Annotated in this window: 18 protein-coding genes and 1 pseudogene; 11 read left to right on the top strand and 8 right to left on the bottom strand. The window is 71.9% G+C overall.

Annotated features, from left to right (window positions below; translation table 11 throughout):
* Positions 1–16: 16 nt before the first annotated feature.
* Positions 17–1,816 carry a M4 family metallopeptidase gene (locus tag ACFYMM_RS31725; protein WP_388392734.1) on the bottom strand — a complete coding sequence of 600 codons (1,800 nt, stop codon included), beginning with the start codon at positions 1,814–1,816 and terminating at the stop codon, positions 17–19.
* Positions 1,817–2,122: 306 nt separating this feature from the next.
* On the opposite strand from ACFYMM_RS31725, the gene ACFYMM_RS31720 reads away from it, so the two are divergent.
* The 6 genes and pseudogenes from ACFYMM_RS31720 to ACFYMM_RS31695 all read left to right on the top strand — a co-directional run bounded on the left by ACFYMM_RS31720 (position 2,123) and on the right by ACFYMM_RS31695 (position 7,752).
* Positions 2,123–3,343 carry a serine hydrolase domain-containing protein gene (locus ACFYMM_RS31720; protein ID WP_388392731.1) on the top strand — a complete coding sequence of 407 codons (1,221 nt, stop codon included), beginning with the start codon at positions 2,123–2,125 and terminating at the stop codon, positions 3,341–3,343.
* 25 nt (positions 3,344–3,368) lie between these two features.
* Positions 3,369–4,046, top strand: a complete 678-nt coding sequence (locus ACFYMM_RS31715) for an AIM24 family protein (protein ID WP_388392728.1) — start codon at positions 3,369–3,371, stop codon at positions 4,044–4,046.
* 104 nt (positions 4,047–4,150) lie between these two features.
* Positions 4,151–4,270 (top strand): annotated as a pseudogene (locus ACFYMM_RS31710) (threonine/serine dehydratase); the annotation flags it as partial.
* A 279-nt stretch (positions 4,271–4,549) separates the two neighbouring features.
* Positions 4,550–6,190 carry a serine/threonine protein kinase gene (locus ACFYMM_RS31705; RefSeq protein ID WP_388392725.1) on the top strand — a complete coding sequence of 547 codons (1,641 nt, stop codon included), beginning with the start codon at positions 4,550–4,552 and terminating at the stop codon, positions 6,188–6,190.
* Positions 6,191–6,229: 39 nt separating this feature from the next.
* A complete protein-coding gene (locus tag ACFYMM_RS31700; RefSeq protein ID WP_388392723.1) occupies positions 6,230–7,201 on the top strand; it encodes an LLM class F420-dependent oxidoreductase in 972 nt (323 codons plus the stop codon).
* A 125-nt stretch (positions 7,202–7,326) separates the two neighbouring features.
* Complete coding sequence (locus tag ACFYMM_RS31695) at positions 7,327–7,752, top strand: SsgA family sporulation/cell division regulator (protein WP_388392721.1); 426 nt, start codon at positions 7,327–7,329, stop codon at positions 7,750–7,752.
* 43 nt (positions 7,753–7,795) lie between these two features.
* Here the strand turns inward: ACFYMM_RS31695 and ACFYMM_RS31690 are convergent, their stop codons facing one another.
* A complete protein-coding gene (locus ACFYMM_RS31690; protein WP_388392720.1) occupies positions 7,796–8,281 on the bottom strand; it encodes a DUF6328 family protein in 486 nt (161 codons plus the stop codon).
* 58 nt (positions 8,282–8,339) lie between these two features.
* Positions 8,340–9,323, bottom strand: coding sequence for an aldo/keto reductase (locus ACFYMM_RS31685; protein ID WP_388392717.1), 984 nt, complete (start codon positions 9,321–9,323; stop codon positions 8,340–8,342).
* A gap of 135 nt (positions 9,324–9,458) precedes the next feature.
* Here ACFYMM_RS31685 and ACFYMM_RS31680 point away from each other — a divergent pair, with 135 nt between their 5' ends.
* A complete protein-coding gene (locus ACFYMM_RS31680; RefSeq protein WP_388392714.1) occupies positions 9,459–11,162 on the top strand; it encodes a cholesterol oxidase substrate-binding domain-containing protein in 1,704 nt (567 codons plus the stop codon).
* A gap of 10 nt (positions 11,163–11,172) precedes the next feature.
* Here the strand turns inward: ACFYMM_RS31680 and ACFYMM_RS31675 are convergent, their stop codons facing one another.
* From ACFYMM_RS31675 to ACFYMM_RS31665, 3 genes are all read right to left on the bottom strand, one after another.
* Positions 11,173–12,078: an SDR family oxidoreductase gene (locus ACFYMM_RS31675; RefSeq protein WP_388392711.1), complete on the bottom strand. Its 906-nt coding sequence runs from the start codon at positions 12,076–12,078 to the stop codon at positions 11,173–11,175.
* A 140-nt stretch (positions 12,079–12,218) separates the two neighbouring features.
* A complete protein-coding gene (locus tag ACFYMM_RS31670) occupies positions 12,219–12,830 on the bottom strand; it encodes a TetR family transcriptional regulator (protein WP_388392708.1) in 612 nt (203 codons plus the stop codon).
* A gap of 5 nt (positions 12,831–12,835) precedes the next feature.
* Positions 12,836–14,302, bottom strand: a complete 1,467-nt coding sequence (locus tag ACFYMM_RS31665) for an MFS transporter (protein ID WP_388392704.1) — start codon at positions 14,300–14,302, stop codon at positions 12,836–12,838.
* 377 nt (positions 14,303–14,679) lie between these two features.
* On the opposite strand from ACFYMM_RS31665, the gene ACFYMM_RS31660 reads away from it, so the two are divergent.
* Both ACFYMM_RS31660 and ACFYMM_RS31655 read left to right on the top strand, forming a co-directional pair.
* On the top strand, positions 14,680–15,081 hold the full coding sequence (locus ACFYMM_RS31660) for a tyrosinase cofactor (protein WP_388392701.1): 402 nt from the start codon (positions 14,680–14,682) through the stop codon (positions 15,079–15,081).
* A gap of 33 nt (positions 15,082–15,114) precedes the next feature.
* Positions 15,115–15,936, top strand: a complete 822-nt coding sequence (locus tag ACFYMM_RS31655; protein WP_388392698.1) for a tyrosinase family protein — start codon at positions 15,115–15,117, stop codon at positions 15,934–15,936.
* 34 nt (positions 15,937–15,970) lie between these two features.
* Here the strand turns inward: ACFYMM_RS31655 and ACFYMM_RS31650 are convergent, their stop codons facing one another.
* Both ACFYMM_RS31650 and ACFYMM_RS31645 read right to left on the bottom strand, forming a co-directional pair.
* Positions 15,971–16,663, bottom strand: coding sequence for a ribonuclease H (locus ACFYMM_RS31650; protein ID WP_388392695.1), 693 nt, complete (start codon positions 16,661–16,663; stop codon positions 15,971–15,973).
* A gap of 34 nt (positions 16,664–16,697) precedes the next feature.
* A complete protein-coding gene (locus ACFYMM_RS31645) occupies positions 16,698–17,492 on the bottom strand; it encodes a VOC family protein (protein ID WP_388392692.1) in 795 nt (264 codons plus the stop codon).
* Between the two features lie 282 nt (positions 17,493–17,774).
* On the opposite strand from ACFYMM_RS31645, the gene ACFYMM_RS31640 reads away from it, so the two are divergent.
* Both ACFYMM_RS31640 and ACFYMM_RS31635 read left to right on the top strand, forming a co-directional pair.
* Positions 17,775–19,217, top strand: a complete 1,443-nt coding sequence (locus ACFYMM_RS31640; RefSeq protein ID WP_388392690.1) for a family 2B encapsulin nanocompartment shell protein — start codon at positions 17,775–17,777, stop codon at positions 19,215–19,217.
* Positions 19,218–19,233: 16 nt separating this feature from the next.
* Positions 19,234–20,283, top strand: a complete 1,050-nt coding sequence (locus tag ACFYMM_RS31635) for a family 2 encapsulin nanocompartment cargo protein terpene cyclase (protein ID WP_388392687.1) — start codon at positions 19,234–19,236, stop codon at positions 20,281–20,283.
* Positions 20,284–20,303: the final 20 nt, after the last annotated feature.

The following is a 20,303-nucleotide window of genomic DNA, read 5'->3' as shown; positions in this document are numbered from 1 at the left end:
CGCTGGGCGCCGGCCGTCAGTGACGGGCGGCCGGGGTGTTCGCGGCGGTGACGTTGACCGCGGCCCACGCCCTGTCCACCGTCTTGTACTCGGTGCTGGTCGCGCCGTACAGGTCCTTGGCCGCCTTCAGCGTCGCGATGCGCGCGTCGTGGAAGTCGGTCGTGGAGACCATGTAGCGGGTCAGGGCACGGTAGAAGATCGCCGTGGCCTTGGCCCGGCCGATGCCCTTGACCGTGGAGTGGTCGTAGGTCGGCGAGTCGTAGTCGACCCCGTTGATCGTCTTCTTGCCGCTGCCCTCCGCGAGGAGGTAGTAGGCGTGCGAGGAGACACCGGAACCGGCGTGCACCTCGGTGTAGTAGGTGTCCGACGACCAGTAGTCGATCGTGCCCTCGAGCTTGTCGAGCGAGGGGTGGTCGAGGCGGCGCAGGAACTTCTGGGCGAGGCCCAGCTTCTCGCCGATCAGGTAGTCCGGCGTGTCCTTCGCGTTGTTCGCGTAGAACTCGACGTTCGAGCCGAAGATGTCCGCGAGCGACTCGTTGAGCGCGCCCGGCTCACCGTACTGGTTGCCGTCGGAGTCGACGTAGGTCGGCTCCAGCTTGGCGGTCGCGTCCACCACGCCGTGGGTCAGCTCGTGACCGGTGACGTCGAGGACGACGAGCGGCTTCTTGAACGTCTGGCCGTCGCCGTCGCCGTACAGCATGCAGTTGCAGGTCGGGTCCCAGAAGGCGTTGGCGACCTTGTTGCCCCAGTGGACCATGCCCTGGGCGGCCTTGCTGTTGTTGGCGATGCCCTTGCGCCCGAAGGTGCTCTTGTAGAAGTCCAGGGTCTTGGTGATGCCGTACTGGGCGTCGGCGGCGGCGCTGGCGCGGTTGGTGGTCGCGCCGTTGCCCCAGACGTCGGTGGTGCTGGTGAACGCGGTGCCCTGGCTGAACTTCTCCGTGGACCTGCCCTTGGCGTCCCGGGTCTCGGTGCCGTAGCGGGTCGGGTCCTTGAGCTGGTAGTGGCCGCGCGAGGTCTGCGTGGTGGTCAGGCCGACGCTGCCCACGAAGAGGGTCCTGCCGGTGCCGTGCGCGGTCGCCGGGTAGTGGGTGACGCCGGACACCGACGAGGCCCCGGCGAGCAGGCTCTCGCTCGGCGCGCCGGTGCCGGTGGCCGGGTCGGCGCTCTCGCCCTTGCGGCGCAGGGCGTCGAGCAGCTTCGGCGACAGGAACTCGTCGTTGTCGGGCGTGTTGCTGCGCACCGTGCCGGTGACGGCGTCGACGACGACGGTCCGGGAGCCGCCTTCTGCGGTGGAGCTGCCGGTGACGGTCACCTGGTAGGCGAGGGCCGAGGCGCCGCCGCGGGCGTCCACCACGAGTTCGCTGGCGACGACGTCGCCCTTGGCGGCCTCGGCGGCCTTCGCCTCGGCCTGGCCGGCCGTCAGCTTGGCGCGGGTGGCGGTGGGTTCGACGGCATGGGCGGCCGCGCGGGTGACACCTGTGTAGGCGAGCTGCCGGGACAGGTGGACCACGAGGTCGCCGCCGAGCACCGCCAGGCCGTTGTGGGTCCGGGCGAACCGGACGTGGCGGGCGCCCTCCGGGTCGATCATGACGTCCTGGGCGTGGAGTTCGTCGCCCTGGGAGACTCCGGTCGCCGAGGCGTGGCCGAAGGCCGCGGTGCGCGCCGCCTCCACCACCGCGGCGGCCGTCGTGGCGGCGGACGCGGCGGACCGCTCCGCCCCCGTGGAGGGGCCGGCGAAGGCCGTGCCGGCCAGGCCCGTGGCAGCCGTCGTCACCGCGACGGCGACCGCCACGCTGCGTATGTGCGGTCTACGCACTGAGGAGGGTTCCTTCGTTCGAAGGCGGCCGGGGTCCCCAACCGCCTTGAGACATGGCGCGGTTGTGCGCCAGAGGGCTGGTCGGGCCCCGGGGAAACCCTTACGGATCAGTCATGTTCACGTAAAGACGGAATGATCCATTTCGCGAACTTCTATGACAATCCTTTACATATGCCTTCCACAGGGTGATCGGCAGGCGACCAACTGTGTGTCAACTGTGGAGAGAGCGCCAGATGGAAGTAGGTTCCGACGCCGGAGTGTGACCGATCTCGCATCACACACGGCCCCCGATGGGAGTGGAACCGGATGGTCTCGGCAAGGGTGAGCCATGGAGCGGTACTCGGCACGGCGCTCGGAGCGGTCGTCCTCTCGCTCCTCGCCGTACCGGCCCGGGCGGCGACCGCGGAGCGGGCCGCGGGGCCGGCCCCCGCGCTCGCGGCACCCGACATGACCGCCCTCGGGGAGGCGCTGCGCTCGGCGGTGGGCCAGGGGGCGCCCGGTGCCATGGCCCGCGTCGACGACCACGGCACCGTCCACCGCGCGGTGCGGGGCGTCGCCGACCGGGACACCGGACGCGCCCTCGGCATCGACGACCACTTCCGCGTCGGCAGCGTCACCAAGACCTTCTCGGCCGTCGTACTGCTGCAACTGGCCGACGAGCACCGGCTCGCGCTCGACGCGCCGGTCAACCGCTATCTCCCCGGGCTGCTGCCGGACGACCGCATCACGGTCCGGCACGTGCTGAGTCACCGCAGCGGCCTGTACGACTACACCGACGACATGTTCGCCGACAGCGTCCAGGGCTTCGAGGCGGTGCGGGACAAGGTCTTCACCTACCGCCAGTTGGTGGACCTGTCCCTGAGGAAGCCGCCCACCAACGCGCCCGGCGCCGCCTACGCGTACTCCAACACCAACTTCGTGGTGGCCGGCCTGCTCATCGAGCAGCTCACCGGGCACTCCGTGCGCACCGAGTACGAGAACCGCATCTTCAAGCCGCTGCGGCTGCGCGACACCTTCTACGTCCACCCCGACACCAGGATGCCCGGCCGGTACGCCCACGGCTATCTGACCCCCGACACGGCCGGCGCCCCGCTCGTCGACGCCACCGAGCAGACGGCGTCCTGGGCCCAGAGCGCGGGCGCCATCATCTCCAGCACCCGGGACCTGAACACCTTCTACTCCGCGCTGCTGGCCGGCCGGCTCACCTCGGCGGCCCGGCTGGCGGAGATGGAGCGCTTCACCCGGGTCGCCGGCACCACCTCCTACGGGCTCGGGCTGCGGCGCCGCGACCTGTCGTGCGGAGTGTCGGTCTACGGCCACACGGGCGCCGTCCAGGGTTACTACACCTACGCCTTCACCACGAAGGACGGCGGACGCAGCCTCACCGCCGTCGCCACCACCTCCAACAACGACACCGTGCTCGGCACCCTGGCCGACACCCTTGAACCGGCGTTCTGCGGCAAGCCGGCCCGCCACCCGGAAGCCGCCTCCTCCGCCGGCCCCCTTGGCCCGGTCTTGGCGGAATGACTGCCTCCGGGACACCATGCCCCGCATGAAGGGTGATCTCTTTTCCAGTCAGCATGTGGTGCAGCCGGCCGTGGAGCCGGGGATGTCCGTCGAGAACGCCAAGTGCGTCAGGTACGCGGTGGACGGCGAGATGTACGCCCGCCAGGGGGCGATGATCGCCTACCGCGGCAATCTGCAGTTCGAGCGCAGGGGCCAGGGCGTGGGCGGCATGCTCAAGCGCGCCGTCACCGGCGAGGGGCTGGCGCTGATGGCGGTGCGCGGGCAGGGCGAGGCCTGGTTCGCGCACGAGGCGCAGAACTGTTTCATCGTGGAGGTGGAAGCAGGCGACCAGTTCACCGTCAACGGCCGCAACGTCCTGTGTTTCGACGCCTCGCTGTCGTACGAGATCAAGACCGTCAAGGGTTCCGGCATAGCCGGCGGCGGCCTGTTCAACAGCGTCTTCAGCGGGTACGGCAGGCTCGGCCTGGTCTGTGAGGGCAACCCGCTGGTGATCCCGGTCTCACCGCAGTACCCGGTGTACGTCGACACGGACGCGGTGGTCGGCTGGACGGCGCATCTGCAGACCTCGCTGCACCGCTCCCAGTCCATCGGCTCGATGCTGCGCGGCGGTTCCGGCGAAGCCGTCCAGCTGATGCTCCAGGGAGACGGGTACGTCGTGGTGCGCCCGAGCGAGCTGACCCCGCAGAAGGCGCAGCAGCACTGACGCCCCCGGCGGGCGGCGCGCCCGATGGGCCGCGGCCTCCGGGAGGCGGCCCGCCCACACGTGTTGACCGGCACGGTCCGCGCGGGTCAGGGCGCCGGCGGCGCGGTTGCGCGAAGCTGCTGGCCCTGACCGAGGCCGAGCGGGCGGCGGGCGTGGTGGCGGTCAACGGCGGCAACCACGGGGGCGCCCTCGCGCTGATGGCGGCGGTCCTCGACGTGAAGGCGAGACGGACGTGCTCGTCAGCATCGGCGGCGGGGGGCTGGGCGCGGGCGTCGCGGCGGCCCCGCGCGCCATACGACCAGGCCCGGGCTGGCGTACCCGGCCCTTTACCGTCGGTTACCCGCAGGTCGGGCCCCGGCCATCGCCCGTTTTCCGTAACTTCCCGCCGCGCCCCGAGGGTTGAATAAAAGGCAGAAACGCCCTCGGAGTTCCGGATTCTTTGAACGGACCGCGCCACGCCCCGCGTACCTCTGGGAAAGACTCGACAGGGGTTTCAGCGAGGGATGACCATGGTCAAGGCGCACGTCTCCGCACATGAGTTGGTCGCCGGGCGGTACCGGCTCCTCGAGGTCGTCGACCGCGAGACCAACCGCATCTGCTGGTACGCCGAGGACGTGCAGGCGGAACGGCCCCGTCTGGTGACCCAGAGCGTGCTGCCGGCGGCATCCGAGGAGGAGACGGTACGCCGGACCACCGCCCGCATCCTGCGCACCTCCGAGACCATGGGTGTGCTGCGCCCCGGCCGGATCGCCTCGGTGATCGACGCGGTCGAGGAGGCGGGCACCCTGTGGACGGTCACCGAGTGGATCGACGGCATACCGCTCGGCGAACTCCTCTCCCAGGAGGGCCCGTTCACCTACGTGCGCGCGGCGCGGATCGGCCTGGAGCTGCTCGACGTGCTGGAGGCCGCGCACGGCCAGGGCATCACGCACGGCGAGCTGAGCCCCGGCCAGGTGTTCGTGCGCGAGCAGGCCCCGGTCGTCGTCACGGGGTTCGGTCTGGCGGGCGCGACCCTGGTGCCACGCGTCACCGCGCCGTCGTACGCCTCGCCGGAGCAGGCCCGCGACGAGCGCATCGGGCCGGCCGCCGACCTGTGGGCGCTGGGCGCGATCCTCTACACGATGGTCGAGGGCCGGGCCCCGTTCCGCGACCGCGGCCGGCCGGAGGCCACCCTGAAGGGGGTGGACCGGCTGCCGTTGCGCACACCCGTGCGCACCGGCCCGCTCACCCAGGTCGTGCAGGGACTGCTGCGCAAGGACTCCCGGGAACGACTGAGCCGGCCGGTGGTCCGCGCGGCCCTGACCCGCGTACTGACCGAGGACGCCGACGCCGGCCTGGAAGCCGCTCCCGTGCCCCGGCTGCGCGGTGCCTACGCCGCCGTCCGGCACTCCGGCCCCGGCTGGAGCAGACGGGCGATGGTCGCCGGGACCGCGCTGGCCGTGGTCACCGTCTCGGCCGCCGTACTCGCCGCGACCCACCGGCTGCCGGGCATCTCCTCGGCGGGCTCGGCGCCCCGGCCCGCCGCCACGACCACCCCGGCCGTCGAGCCGCCCGACCGCACGGACGGCAACCCCGCGGGCCCCGGCGCCTCCCCCACCCCGACTCCTTCGCCCACCCGATCCGCGAGCGCCTCGCCCTCACCGTCCGCGTCCGCCTCGGCCTCGGCCACCGCGACGCTCCCGGCGGGGTTCCACCGCTACACGGCCCCCGAGGGCTTCTCCGTCGCGCTCCCGGCGGGCTGGAAGCGGCTGGCCACCCAGCGCCAGGGCGACCTCGCCTACCGGGTCACCTTCGGCACCCGCGACGGTGCCCCCACCCTGGCCGTGACCTACAGCGACCGGGTCGGGCCTGACCCGGTCGCCGTCTGGCGGGACGACGTCGAGCCGGGCCTGGAACGGCTCGACGGCTACCGGCGCGTCGGCGACATCCGGGCGACCACCTACCAGGGCCACAAGGCCGCCGACATGGAGTGGCTCAACGGAACCGGTGACGCCCGGGTGCACACCTTCGGGCGCGGTTTCCTGCTCGGCGGCCACCGCGGCTTCTCCCTGCGCTTCGTGACCCCCGCGGACTCCTTCGACGACACGGCCGACCGGCTGGAGCTGAAGACGTTCCTGCAGACCTTCCGGGTGCCGGGCGAGTGAGACCCGTTTTCCGTCCGCCAGGGCGGGGACTCGGCGCGCATGGTGCAAATCGGATACACGATGATGACCGAGCAGGCAGGTCCCCGTGACCTGGTGGACCATGTGGTGCGGGCCGAGGAGGCGGGCTTCGACTTCTCGGTGACCTCGGACCACTACTCTCCGTGGCTACGGTCGCAGGGCCACTCCCCCTACGCGTGGAGCGTGCTCGGCGCCGCCGCCCAGGCCACCTCGCGGATCCCGCTGATGACCTACGTGACCTGTCCGACCGTCCGCTACCACCCGGCGGTGGTGGCGCAGAAGGCGGCGACCATGCAGCTGCTGTCGGACGGCAGGTTCCGGCTCGGGCTGGGCGCCGGGGAGAACCTCAACGAGCATGTGGTGGGCGGTGGCTGGCCGCCGGTGGACGTGCGCCACGAGATGCTCGAAGAGGCGGTGGAGATCATCCGCGCGCTGTTCGAGGGCGGCCATGTCACCCACCACGGCAGGCACTTCGAGGTGGAGTCGGCCCGGCTGTGGGACCTGCCGGAGACCGCGCCGCCGATCGGCATCGCCGTCTCCGGCGAGCAGTCCTGCCGGCTCGCCGGGCACCTGGCCGACCTGGTCATCGCCACCGAGCCGAAGAAGGGCCTGCTGGAGGCCTTCGACCGGCACGGCGGCACGGGCAAGCCGCGGGTGGGCCAGCTGCCGGTGTGCTACGACCCCGACCGGGACGCAGCGGTCAAGCGGGCGCACGCCCAGTTCCGCTGGTTCGGGCTCGGCTGGAAGGTGAACTCCGAACTGCCGCACCCCGACTCCTTCGAGTCCGCGACCCAGTTCGTCACCCCTGACGACGTGGCCGCGTCGGTGCCGTGCGGTGACGACCCGGACGACTTCGTCGAGGCCGTACGCCCGTACGCCGAGGCCGGGTTCGAGGAGATCGCGCTGGTGCAGATAGGCGGCGAGTCGCAGCCGGACTACCTGGACTGGTCGGCGAAGACCCTGCTGCCCGCGCTGCGCGACGCGCTGGGCTGAACGGGGAGAACCGGCCCGGAGCGCCGCCGACGGAGCGGTGCACAGGGGAATCATCCGCACGGGTGAGCATCTTGGGCCCGGGAGGGGTACTAGAGGGCACTACGTCGATTCTCGGAGGCCCTCGCGTGAACTCCCTCGTGTGCAAGAGCCTGGTGGTGCAGCTCCGGACGGACGGCACGGGGCGCTGTCCGGTGCTGGCCCACCTCTGCTACGACTCCGACGATCCCTTCGCCGTCACCGCCGTGTTCGGCCACGACGGCCATGTGCTGGCCCGCTGGCGGCTGGACCGGGAGATGCTCGCCGAGGGCCTGGACCGGTCGGTGGGCATCGGGGACGTACGGCTGTGTCCGGTGTCGACCGGGATGTGGCAGGAGCTGCGCATGGACTTCCTCGGCGACCTCCGGCCGGACGGGAGCCGGCACCACGCGGTGGTGTTCGCCTGGGCGCCCGCGGTCGCCGCGTTCCTCCGGGAGTCGTACGAGCTGGTGGCTCCGGGCCGGGAGGAGGTCCGGGTGGACGAGCTGCTGGCGGAGATCCTCTCCACGGGCTGACCGGGGGGCTGGGCGCCCAGCGGCCCGGCGGGGGGCGGCCGGTTCAGCGGGACATGTGCCGGCGGCGGGACCACAGCGGCAGCGCGTACCAGCACAGCAGGTACCAGGCGACGACGGCCACGACCAGCCAGGGCACGTAGCCGTTGTGGGTGGCGACCCGCAGGATCAGCAGCAGGGAGGCGGTCATGGTGGCGAGCAGCAGCACCAGGCCGACGAACGTCAGCCGGGACGCCAGCCGCACCGCCTGGGGCTTGACCTGGCGTCCGGCGACGAGCCGGTGCAGGGACACCGGCCCGATGAGGGCACCGGTCGCACAGGCGCCGAGCAGGACGGTCACGATGTAGATGACCTGGTCGGTGTGGGCGAGCTTGTCGTACTTGGGGGTGAAGACGACGGTCAGCAGGAAGCCGAACAGGATCTGAACACCCGTCTGGGCGACCCGGACCTCCTGGATGAGTTCGACCCACATCCGGTCGGCCCGCTCCTCCTTGGACTCGTCGCGCCCTGTGCGCCGCGCCTCCTGCTCCATGCGGTGCGTGTAACCCTCCTGCCGGCCGTTCAAACGACCGGCAGGAGCCCCGGCGGGGCTACCAGCGCTGCTCGACCTGGTCCTTGATCCGGCGTTCGTACAGCTCCCGGATCGCGGCGAAGGTCCGCGCGCCGGGCTCGGGAAGCTTGGCGGCGGCCGCGTTGGCGCGGGCCTGCCCGGGGTTGCGGGCGCCCGGGATCACCGTGGTGACGCCGGGCTGCGCGACGATCCAGCGCAGGGCCAGCTGGGCCGGGGTGTAGCCCTCGGGAGCGAGGGCGGCGAACTCGGCGGCGGCCTCCACTCCCGTCGCGTAGTCGACGCCGGAGAAGGTCTCGCCCTGGTCGAAGGCCTCGCCGTGCCGGTTGTAGGTGCGGTGGTCGTCGGCCGGGAAGACGGTGTCCGCGGTGTACTTGCCCGAGAGCAGACCGGAGGCCAGCGGCACCCGCGCGATGATGCCGACACCCGCCGCCTCGGCGGCCGGCAGCACCTCCCGCAGGGGCTTCATCCGGAACGGGTTGAGGATGATCTGGACGCTGGCCACGTTCGGCCGGGCGATCGCGGTCAGGGCCTCGGCGCAGGTCTCCACGCTGACCCCGTAGGCCGCGACGCGCTCCTCCTCGACGAGCGTGTCCAGGGCGTCGAACACCTCGTCGCGGGAGTACACGGGCGTCGGCGGGCAGTGCAGCTGGACCAGGTCGACACGGTCGACGCCGAGGTTTCGGCGGGAACGGTCGTTCCAGGCGCGGAAGTTGTCCAGGACGTAGTTCTCCGGGATCTGGTCGGCGCGCCGGCCCATCTTGGTGGCCACCAGCACATGCAGATCGGGCCGGCCGCTGAGGAAGGCGGCGATGGTCCGCTCGCTGCGGCCGTCGCCGTAGACGTCGGCCGTGTCGAAGAAGGTGACCCCCGCCTCGGCCGCCGTCTCCAGGACGGAGAGGGCCTCCTTGTCGTCCACGTCGCCCCAGTCGGCGCCCAGCTGCCATGTGCCGAGGCCGATCACCGATGCCCGCTGCCCGGACCTGCCGATCACGCGTTCGTCCATGGCGTCAGTCTGCCATCCGGCGCCGGCGTGCGCGGAAGGGGTCCGTCCGGTTGCCCCCTGAGCATTCATCACCCACACGGGTGAATTCAGTGGACAGACGAGCTGTGCACGTCAACCGGCCCCTAGCGTGAGCCCGTGACTGAACGTTCAATAGGCAACTACAGCCGCCGGGGTTTCCTGCGCGGGGCCGCCGCGCTGGCCGCCGTGCCGGTCCTGCTGTCGGCGGATCCTGCCCTCGCCGCGGCCGAACTCCCCGGCTTTCCCACGGACGTTCCGCTCTACCGTTCGGCGTATCGCAACTGGGTCGGCGAGATCACCGCCGACGGGCTGTGGGCCTGCGCGCCGACCGGCCCGGACCAGGTGCTCGAAGTCGTCGACTGGGCCTGGCGCGGCGGCCGTCGGGTGCGCGCGCGGGGCAGCTCGCACGGCTGGTCGCCGCTGACGGTCACCGAGGGGACGCCGGCCGACGCGCCGGTCCTGCTGGTCGACACCGCGGCCCATCTGACCTCGGTGAGCCTGGACTCCCCGTCCGAGGTCCGGGCCGGCACCGGCGTCACGCTGGAGGCCCTGCTCACCTTCCTGGAGGAGCACGGCCTCGGCCTGACCGCCTGCCCGGCGCCCGGCGACCTCACGCTCGGCGGCGCGCTGGCGGTCGACGCGCACGGCACCGCCGTGCCCGCCGAGGGCGAGGAGCCGCTGCCCGGGCACACCTACGGCTCACTGAGCAATCTGGTGCTGTCCCTGACGGCGGTGGTGTGGGACGAGGGCAGCGGGAGGTATGTGCTGCGGACGTTCCACCGCGAGGAGGCGGACTGTGCCGCCCTCCTCACCCACCTGGGCCGCTCGCTCGTCACCGAGGTCGTGCTGCGGGTGGGGGCCAACAGCGACCTGCGCTGCGTCAGCCGCACCGACATCCCGGCCGCCGAACTGTTCGCCGCCCCCGGTTCCGGCGGACGTGCCCTCGACACCTTCCTGCGGCGGTCCGGGCGGGTGGAGGCGATCTGGTTCGCCTTCACCGAGTTCCCCTGGCTGAAGGAGTGGAGCGTCGCCCCGGTCAGACCGCTCACCGCACGGCACGTCACCTCGCCGTACAACTACCCGTTCTCGGACAACGTCCCCACCCTCGTGGCCGACCTGGCGGGGCGGATGGCGGCGGAGGCGGCCTGGTACCTGGCGCCGGTGCTGGGCAACGCGCAGCTCGAAGCGGCCACCGTCGGACTGGCGGCCACGCTGTCCGCGGACATCTGGGGGCCGTCCAAGAACACGCTGCTGTACATCAGACCGACCACGCTCCGGGTGACCGCGAACGGCTACGCCGTGCTGACCCGGCGGGACCAGGTGCAGCGCGTGGTGCACGAGTTCACCGCCCACTACCGCGAGCGTCAGGCCGCCTACGCGGCCCTGGGCCGCTTCCCGGTGAACGGCTCGGTCGAGATCCGGGTGACCGGGCTCGACGACCCCGCCGACAGTCAAGTACCCGGCGCCCGCGCCCCGTTGCTGTCCGCGCTCCGGCCCGGCGAGGGGCACCCGGAGTGGGACACGGCCGTGTGGCTGGACGTCCTCACCCTGCCCGGCACCCCGTACGCCGAGGCGTTCCTGCGCGAGCTGGAGCGGTTCCTGTTCGACACCTACGACGGCGGGTACGCCCTCACCCGCGTCGAGTGGTCCAAGGGCTGGGCGTACACACGGGAGGCGGTGTGGAGCGACGAGGAGGTGCTCGGCACCGCCGTACCCGCTTCCCTCGGCCGGGCGGCGTGGGTCCGGGCGGTCGACACCCTGGACCGCCTGGACCCGCACCGCGTCCTCGGGAACGGCTTCCTGGACCGTCTGCTGAGCTGACCGGAAGACGTCAGGAGCCCTCAGGGGCCGCCTGTGCGGCGAAGTAGTGCCCCGCGTCCAGGTCCTCGAGGAGGGTCGGCCCGCTCGGCTCCCAGCCCAGCAGCTTGCGGGTCAGCGCGCTGGACGTGGGGGCGTCGACCGCCGCGAACCGGCCGAGCCAGCCGAAGTGGTCCTCGGCCCGGTCCGCGGGCACGCCGGTCACGGGCACGTCCAGGTGCCGCCCGATGACCTCGGCGATGTCCCGGAACGGCACACCCTCCTCGGCCATCGCGTGCAGGGAGGCGCCCGCCGGGGCCGACTCCAGTGCCAGCCGGTACAGCCGGGCCGCGTCCAGCCGGTGCACGGCCGGCCAGCGGTTGGCGCCGTCGCCGACGTAGGCGGAGACGCCCTTGTCCCGGGCGATCCGGATCAGGCGCGGGACGAAGGCGTGGTCGCCCCGGCCGTGCACGGTCGGGAGCCGGACGAGCCCCGAGCGCACGCCCCGCCCGGCCAGTGCCAGGGTTGCCTCGTCCGACGCGGCCCGGTGGGTGGCGACTCCCGTCCCGTCCTCCTCCGTCGCCGTGCGCCCCGATCCGGTCACCGGCATCCCGGAGGTGGTCAGGAAGGGCTTTCCGGTACCGGCGAGTTCGGCGCCGATCGCCTCGATGGCCCGCAGGTCGATGGCGCCGGCGACCCCGAAATCGGAGAAGTCGTGGAGGAACGCGAGGTGGATGACGCCGTCGGCGGTGGCCGCGGCGCTCCTGAGTCCGGCCAGGTCGTCGAGCGTGCCGCGGTGTGCCTCGGCGCCGGCGGCCTTCAGGGCCGCGGCGGCCTCGTCGGAGCGGGCGAGGCCGACGACCTGGTGCCCGGCGCCGATGAGTTCGGGAACGACGGCGGAACCGACGAAGCCGGTCGCGCCGGTGACGAAAACCCGCATGGTGGTGTGCTCCTTGGAAGCTCGGTGGGAGGTGCTTCCATCCTTCGGCCGGGCGGCCCTCGGCGTCCAAAGCCTGTTTCGCATCGGGTCATACGCTTGGGGCATCACCCCTGGCCGGAGGCGGGAACGAGGGCCGCCGGTCAGCGCGCGGGGGTCAGCTGGGCCTGCACGGCGGGGCCGTAGCGGTCGGCGATGGCGGTGATGTCGGCCGCGTGCAGGTGCGGGCCGCGCGCGATGCCGTACATGACGCCGAGGCCGACCAGGGTGGCGACGGCGAGTTCCGCGCGCAGGCCCGCGTCGGGGCCGGGGAGCCGGTCGGCGAGGCGTTCGGTCACCTGGGCGCGGAAGTTGGCGCGCAGGACGTCGCCGTGGTCGCCGTGCAGCGGTGCGAAGGCGATGCGCAGCAGGGGGTCGGAGCCGCGCTCGCGCTGGCTGGCCACGACGTGCCGGACCATGTGCCGGCCGAGGTCCTCCAGGGGAGCGTCCAGCAGGTCCGCCGCATCCGTGTCGAAGGACATGACGCGGGCGAAGAGGGCGTCCTTGTTGCCGAAGTACTTCAGGACCAAGGGGGCGCTCACCCCGGCCCGTTTGGCGACGGCCTTCAGCGTGATGTCGGCGTGCGCGTGCCGTGCCAGCAGCTGCCGGGCGGCCTTGAGGATCGCGGCCTTGGTCACCTCGGCGTCCCGGCGCACAGGGGCGGGGGACTGGGCAGCGGGCGAGGCGGGCGGCTGGGGACCGGGTCCGGTGGTCATCCTCCTCATGCTCCTTCCATCGCCCCGTCCCGGCTCTCCCGGGCGCCGCCCGGCGCGGACCCCGCGTCGCCGCCGGGGGCGTCCCCGGGGATGGTCAGGGCCGCCGCGCAGGCCGCGAGGGCCACGGCGGCCGCCATCGCGAAGGCCAGCAGGTAGCCGTGCAGGGTCGGCACCGGGACCCCGCCGAGGGGGCTGCTGTGGTGGACGAGGACCGCGGCGACGGCGGCGCTGGAGGTGGCCTGGCCGATGGTGCGCATCAGGACGTTGACGCCGTTCGCGGAGGCCGTCTGCCCGGCCGGAACGGCGCGCAGGATGAGGGTGGGCAGCGCGGAGTAGGCGAGGGTGGTGCCGGTCGCGACCACCGTGGCTCCCAGGATGATCATCCACAGGTCGCGGCTGTCGGCGATCCGCACCGCGTAGCCGCAGGCGATGACGGCGGCGCCCAGGGCGAGGGTGATCCTCGGCCCGCGCGTGGCGGAGATCCGGGCCGAGACGGGCGAGAGGAGCAGCATGGTGACGCCGCCGGGCAGCAGGCACAGGCCGGTGGCGACGATGGACAGTCCGAGGCCGTAGCCGGTGCCCTTGGGTGCCTGCACCAGCTGCGCGGTGACCAGCGAGTTGGCGTAGAACGCGAAACCCGTGAGCACGGCCGCCACATGGGACAGGCCGACGCGCGGGCGGGTCACCAGGCGCAGGTCCACCAGCGGCCGCTCGGCCCGCAGCTGCTGCCACCACCACAGCGCCAGGACGGCCGCCGAGGCGAGGAACAGCCCCACGACCCGTGGGCTCCCCCACCCCCACACTCCGCCCTGGGACACCCCGAGCAGCAGGCACGTCAGCCCGGCGGCGAGCCCGAGCGCCCCGAGGACGTCGAAGCGTCCCGGCTCCCGCACCGGTGACTCCCTGACCGCCCACCACACGGCCGCCACACCGAGCGCCCCGAGCGCGCTGGTCAGCCAGAACATGGTGTGCCAGTCGGCGTACTGCACGACCAGCGCGGCCAGCGGCAGGCCGAGGGCGGCGCCGATGCCGACGGTGGAACTCATCAGCGCCACCGCGGAACCCCGGCGCTCCGGGGGCAGTTCGTCCCGCAGGATGCTGATCGACAGCGGGACGACGGAGGCGGCGGCGCCCTGGAGGGCACGGGCCGCGATGAGCACACCGATGTCCGAGGACAGGGCGCACATCACCGAGCCGACGGTCATCAGGGCGAGCGCGCCGGTCAGGACCCGCCGCTTGCCGTACATGTCGCCGGCCCGGCCGAGCACGGGGGTGAGGACGGCGCCGGCCAGCAGGGTCGCCGTGACCATCCAGGAGACGGTGGCCGCCGAGGCGCCGGTCAGCCGGGGCAGGTCCGGCAGCAGGGGCACGACCACCGTCTGCATGACGGCCATGAGGATGCCGCCCGACGCCAGCACCGGAATCGTGAGCCGGTCCCGGAGGGGAGGGGATATCGGGACGGGCTGGTCCATCGGCACTCCACTGAACACGACTGAACACGCGGGTGAATAGCAATTCACTTCCCTGGCCTCACTTTATCGGGTGAATGCGTATTCACCAAGGTTTTGGCCGGTGGGAGGGATCGCGCCAGTTTGCGGCGGTGAGCCGCACCACTCCCCCGGGGCACCTCGCGAAGGATCGACCCCGGCCGCTCGTTCCCGGGCAAGGAATTTCCCGTTCCGGTACCGGGCCGCCCACCGCCGCGACAAGATCATCTTTGTTCGGTCTTGTACTACATGTGACCGATTGTCCGGATCGGAGCCAACCCGCTCCGGGTGATTTCTGCCGCTCGGGGCCGGACCGATAGGCATACGGAGTCATCGTTCGAACGCCCTCTCGGAGGATCCGTATGCCGGAACTCACCCGTCGCCGTGCGCTCACCACCGCGGCCGCCCTCGCCGCCTCGGCCGGCGCCGCCACCCTGCTCGCACCCGCCGCCTCGGCCACCGGGCACCAGCACCAGCACCAGCACCAGCACGGCGACACCCCCGCGTCCTTCGACGAGGTCTACAAGGGCCGCCGGATACAGGGCCGCCCGACGAGCGGGGCCGGCCACCACCACGGGCACATGGACATGGGCGGCTACTCCGTGTCCGTCGACGGGGTGGAACTCCACGTGATGCGCAACGCCGACGGCAGCTGGATCAGCGTCGTGAGCCACTACGCCCCGGTGCCCACACCGCGCGCCGCCGCCCGCGCCGCCGTGGACGAGCTGCAGGGCGCCCGGCTGCTGCCGTTCCCCGCCAACTGACCACCCGCGAAGGACCTCCGGAGTACCGCGCACATGACCGTACGCAAGAACCAGGCCGCCCTGACCGCCGACGAGAAGCGGCGTTTCGTCGCCGCCGTCATCGAGCTGAAGCGCGCCGGACGCTACGACGCGTTCGTCCGTACGCACAACGCCTTCATCATGTCCGACACCGACGACGGTGAGCGCACCGGCCACCGTTCGCCGTCCTTCCTGCCCTGGCACCGCAGATTCCTGCTCGACTTCGAGCGGGCGCTGCAGTCGGTGGACCCCTCGGTCGCGCTCCCCTACTGGGACTGGAGCACCGACCGCACCGTGCGCGCCTCGCTGTGGGCGCCGGACTTCCTCGGCGGCACCGGGCGCGCCTCGGACGGCCGGGTGATGGACGGCCCGTTCGCCGCCTCGACCGGAAACTGGCCGATCACCATACGCGTGGACGGCCGCACCTTCCTGCGCCGCTCACTCGGCTCCGGGGTGCGCGAGCTGCCGACACCGGCCGAGGTGGACTCCGTGCTGGCGATGGCGACGTACGACCTGGCGCCCTTCAACAGCGCCTCGGACGGCTTCCGCAACCATCTGGAGGGCTGGCGCGGGGTCAATCTGCACAACCGGGTCCATGTGTGGGTCGGCGGACAGATGGCCACCGGGGTTTCCCCCAACGACCCGGTGTTCTGGCTGCACCACGCCTACATCGACAAACTGTGGGCCGAGTGGCAGCGCCGGCACCCGGACGCCGGGTACGTGCCGGACGGCGGGACGCCCGACGTGGTGGACCTGGACGAGACGATGAAGCCGTGGAACGACGTGCGTCCGGCGGACCTGCTGGACCACACGGCGTTCTACACCTTCGACGCCTGAGGGACCTTCGACGCCTGAGGGTCCGGCCGCCCGCTCAGCCCCCGGCCGAACGGCACTCGGGGTGGCCCCAGCCCTTCGCGTTCTTGGCGATCGTCTCGCCGGCCGCGTAGGAGCGACCGCACACGCAGCGGCCGGGGAACTTCGCCTTCAGGGTGCGGGCGGACGAGCCGCCACCGGCCTTGCGGGGCGCCTTGCCGCGCGGCGCGGAGCCGGCCGGGGTGTCGGGCGACGGCGGCGGCACCGGGGAGCCGAGGGCGCTGCCCGCGGCCTCCTGGACCGAGGCCGCCTGGCTGGCCGCACGGTCGGCGAAGTCGTTCAGCGGGTCGCCGTCGACCTGGTGGGCGGGGACGTAGCGGAACTCCACCGAGCGGCCGTCGAGCAGTTCGTCGATGCGGACCACCAGGTCCTGGTTGGCGACGGGCTTGCCGGCGGCCGTCTTCCAGCCGTTGCGCTTCCAGCCGGGCAGCCAGGTGGTGACGGCCTTCATCGCGTACTGCGAGTCCATCCGGATCTCCAGCGGCACATCCGGCTCGACCGACGCCAACAGCCGTTCCAGGGCCGTCAGTTCGGCGACGTTGTTGGTGGCCCGGCCCAGCGGGCCCGCCTCCCAGCGGGCCGGGGTCGCCGCGTCGTCCGACACCACCCAGGCCCAGCCGGCCGGTCCCGGGTTCCCCTTCGAAGCCCCGTCGCACGCGGCCACCACACGTTCACGCATGGACACGATCATGCCATGACCGCCGGGACCGTCCTCCCGGGGCCGGTCAGACCTCCCGGTGCTCGGGCACCTCTCCCTCGGTGGTCGCGACATCGATCACCGAGAAGTTCGCGCCCTGCGGGTCGCTGAGCGCGGCGAACCGGCCGAACGGGCTGGTCATGGGCCCGAAGCGGAGGACAGCGCCGAGCCCCACGGCCTTCGCCACGGCGTCGTCGCAGTCGGCGACCGCGAAGTACACGTTGACGTAGGGCGGCACCTCGGGCGGGAAGTCGTCCGTCATCCTCATCCGGCCGAGAACGGCCTTCTCGCCGAGTTCGAAGACCCGGAAGTCGACCGACTCGTCCTGCAGCTGCTTGGCCCGGTAGGGGAAGACCGCGGTGAAGAAGGCGTCCGTCCGCTCGGGCTCACGGGTGAAGACCTCGGCCCAGCAGTAGGCGCCGGGCACGCCCGTCGCCTCGAAGCCCTCGTGCGTGCCGCCCTGCCACACGCCGAAGACGGCGTCGGTGGGCTCGTGGGCCAGGGCCATGGTGCCGAAGTCACCGACCCGCATCGGCTCCATCAGCACCTCGCCACCGCTCTCCCGGATCTTCGCCGCGGTGGCCGCGGCGTCCGGCGAGGCGAAGTACAGGCACCACCGTGAGTGCCCCTCCTGGCCGGGCATGGGCGGTACGACGGCCGCCACCGCCTTGCCGTCCACGTAGGCCTGCGTGTAGTTGCCGTACTCCGCCGACGACTCGCCGAAGGTCCAGCCCAGGACGTCGCCGTAGAAGCTCTTGGCCCCCTCCAGATCGCCGAACGTCGCGTCGAGCCAGCACGGGGTTCCCTCAGGTTGCACGGCCATGGTGGCGGCCCTCCCGATCGGATGTCCTGTCCCGAATACTCACGCTATCCACCCGATGCGCGGCCCGCGCGCCGAAGCACGGGAGTGAGCGGACGGCGCGTGATCACGCAGTGATCGCCAAAACGCATCCATATGCAGGTTTACAGCGCCAGAGCACGAAAGCGCCCCTTTCGCGCCTTATCCGGCGATCACCCGGCCTGTTTGGCTGGTCCGAGCGCACCACCACCTCACACCCCACCGACCGATCCGGTCACCCCTGTTCACCTCTCCGCAGGAGGGAATGTGTCCACACCGGACATCACCACCGGTTCCGCCGTCGACGAACCCGCCCCCGACACCCGCGCCGACGGGCAGCTCACCAGTCTGAGCACCCAGGCGGCACGGCAGCTCGCCACGACCACCAAGTCCGAGCCGCAGATGCAGGCCATCACCTCGCGATGGCTGCTGAAGACGCTCCCGTGGGTGGACGTCAGGGGCGGTACCTACCGGGTCAACCGGCGCCTGACGCTGCGCACCGGGCGCGGCCGGGTGCACTTCGAGCAGAACGGCGCCGACGACATCCGGGTCATTCCCGAGACGCTGACCGAGCTGCCGATCCTGCGCGGTTACCCCGACACGGACGTGCTGCGGGAGATCGCCGGCCGCTTCCAGCCCCGCGAGGTGCGCGCCGGGCAGGTCCTGTTCGAGGCCGGGCAGCCGGTCACCGAGGCCTATCTGGTGGTGCACGGCCGGTTCACCCGCTACACCCTGGGCAAGTACGGCGAGGAGGAGATCATCGGCGTCGTCACCGACGGCGACCAGATGGGCGACGAGGCGGTCGGGCAGTCCGACCCGCTGTGGCTCAGCTCGGTGCGGGCGGAGACCGGGGGCGTGGTGCTGGCGCTGCCCTGGGACGTGGTGGAGGAGTTCACCGAGCGGGTGCCCTCGCTCGCGGCCCATCTGGGGGCCTACGTCGAGCAGCAGCGCAGGCCCATGAACCGCAAGGGCGAGGCGGACGTCCCGGTGCAGGCCGGTCATGTCGGCGAGCCCACGCTGCCGGGTGGCTTCGTCGACTACGAACTCGCCCCGCGCGAGTACGAGCTGTCGCTCACCCAGACCGTGCTGCGGGTGCACAGCCGGGTCGCCGACCTCTACAACCACCCGATGGACCAGACCCAGCAGCAACTGCGGCTCACCATCGAGGAGATCCGCGAGCGGCAGGAGTGGGAACTGGTCAACAACCGGGAGTTCGGGCTGCTGCACAACGTCGACTACGGCCAGCGGATCAGCACCTACACCGGCCCGCCCACCCCGGACGACCTGGACGAGCTGCTGTCGATGCGGCGCAAGACCAAGGTGTTCCTCGCCCATCCGAAGGCGATCGCGGCCTTCTTCCGGCAGTGCAACCGGCGCGGCCTGGTGCCCGGCACCGCGAACGTCGACGGGCACGAGGTGCCGGCCTGGCGCGGCGTCCCGGTGTTCCCGTGCAGCAAGATCCCCATCACCGACGACCACACCACCAGCATCATCGCCCTGCGCACCGGCGAGGCCGACCAGGGTGTCATCGGCCTCTACCAGACGGGCATCCCGGAGGAGCACCAGCCGGGCCTGAACGTCCGCTTCATGGGCATCGACACCGCCGCGATCATCAACTACCTCGTCACCGCCTACTACTCGCTGGCCATCCTCGTCCCCGACGCGGCGGGGATCCTGGAAAACGTCCAGATCGGCCGCACCGCCGAATGACGGCTTGGAGCACGCCATGAGCGCACCGACGACGTCCCGCTCCCTGCCCGGCCCGCCGAACCTGGCGGCCAGTCTGAAGTCCCGGCGCACCGGGGCGATTCCGGGCCTGCGCCACCGGCCGGTGGCACCGGCCGACCCGGAGAAGGCGGCGGAGGTCGACCGCAGGCTGGAGACCTGGGCCCGGGAACACGAACTGTTCCCGGCCGCCTGGCAGGGGGACTTCACCGGCTTCCAGTTCGGGCGCGCGGTGGTGCTCCAGCACCCGGACGCGGCCGACCTCGAACGGCTCACCGCCGCCGGGAAACTCCTGCTCGCCGAGAACATCGTCGACACCTGCTACTGCGAGGAGGACGAGGGCCGGGGCGGATCGCACCGCGGGCTGGGCGGTCGGCTGATCATGGCCCAGTCGGCGCTCGACCCGTACCACGGCATCCCCGAACTGGAGGAGGAGTGGCGCCACGGCGTGCGAGCCGACGGCGCGCTGCGCTCGTACCACTTCGCCCTCGAGGACTACGCCGCCCTCGCCACCCCCAGCCAGACCGACCGGTTCGTGCACGACATCGCGCGGCTGCACCTGGGGTATCTCGCCGAGGCGGCGTGGGCGGAGACCCGGTACGTGCCCCGGGTCTGGGAGTACCTGGTGATGCGGCAGTTCAACAACTTCCGTCCGTGTCTGTCGATCGTCGACGCCGTGGACGGCTACGAACTGCCCGAGCAGGTCTACGCCCGCCCCGAGATCCAGCGGATCACCGCACTCGCCTGCAACGCCACCACGATCGTCAACGACCTGTACTCCTTCACCAAGGAGCTGGCGAGCGATCCCGACCACCTCAACCTGCCGCAGGTCGTCGCCGCCAACGAGCGCCACGGTCTGAAGGCGGCCTATCTGAAGTCCGTGGAGATCCACAACCGGATCATGGACGCCTTCGAGGAGGAGGCGGCCGTGCTGTCCGCCGCCTCACCCCTCGTCGGGCGCTACGCCCAGGGGCTGTCCGCCTGGGTGGCCGGCAACCACGAGTGGCACGCCACCAACACCCACCGCTACCACCTGCCCGACTACTGGTAGTACCTGACCGACTGCCGGCA

The organism is Streptomyces sp. NPDC006739 (assembly GCF_042869815.1).
Taxonomy (GTDB): Bacteria; Actinomycetota; Actinomycetes; order Streptomycetales; family Streptomycetaceae; genus Streptomyces.
Note: the sequence above shows the minus strand (reverse complement) of the source record. Positions and strands in the feature narration are given on the sequence as shown.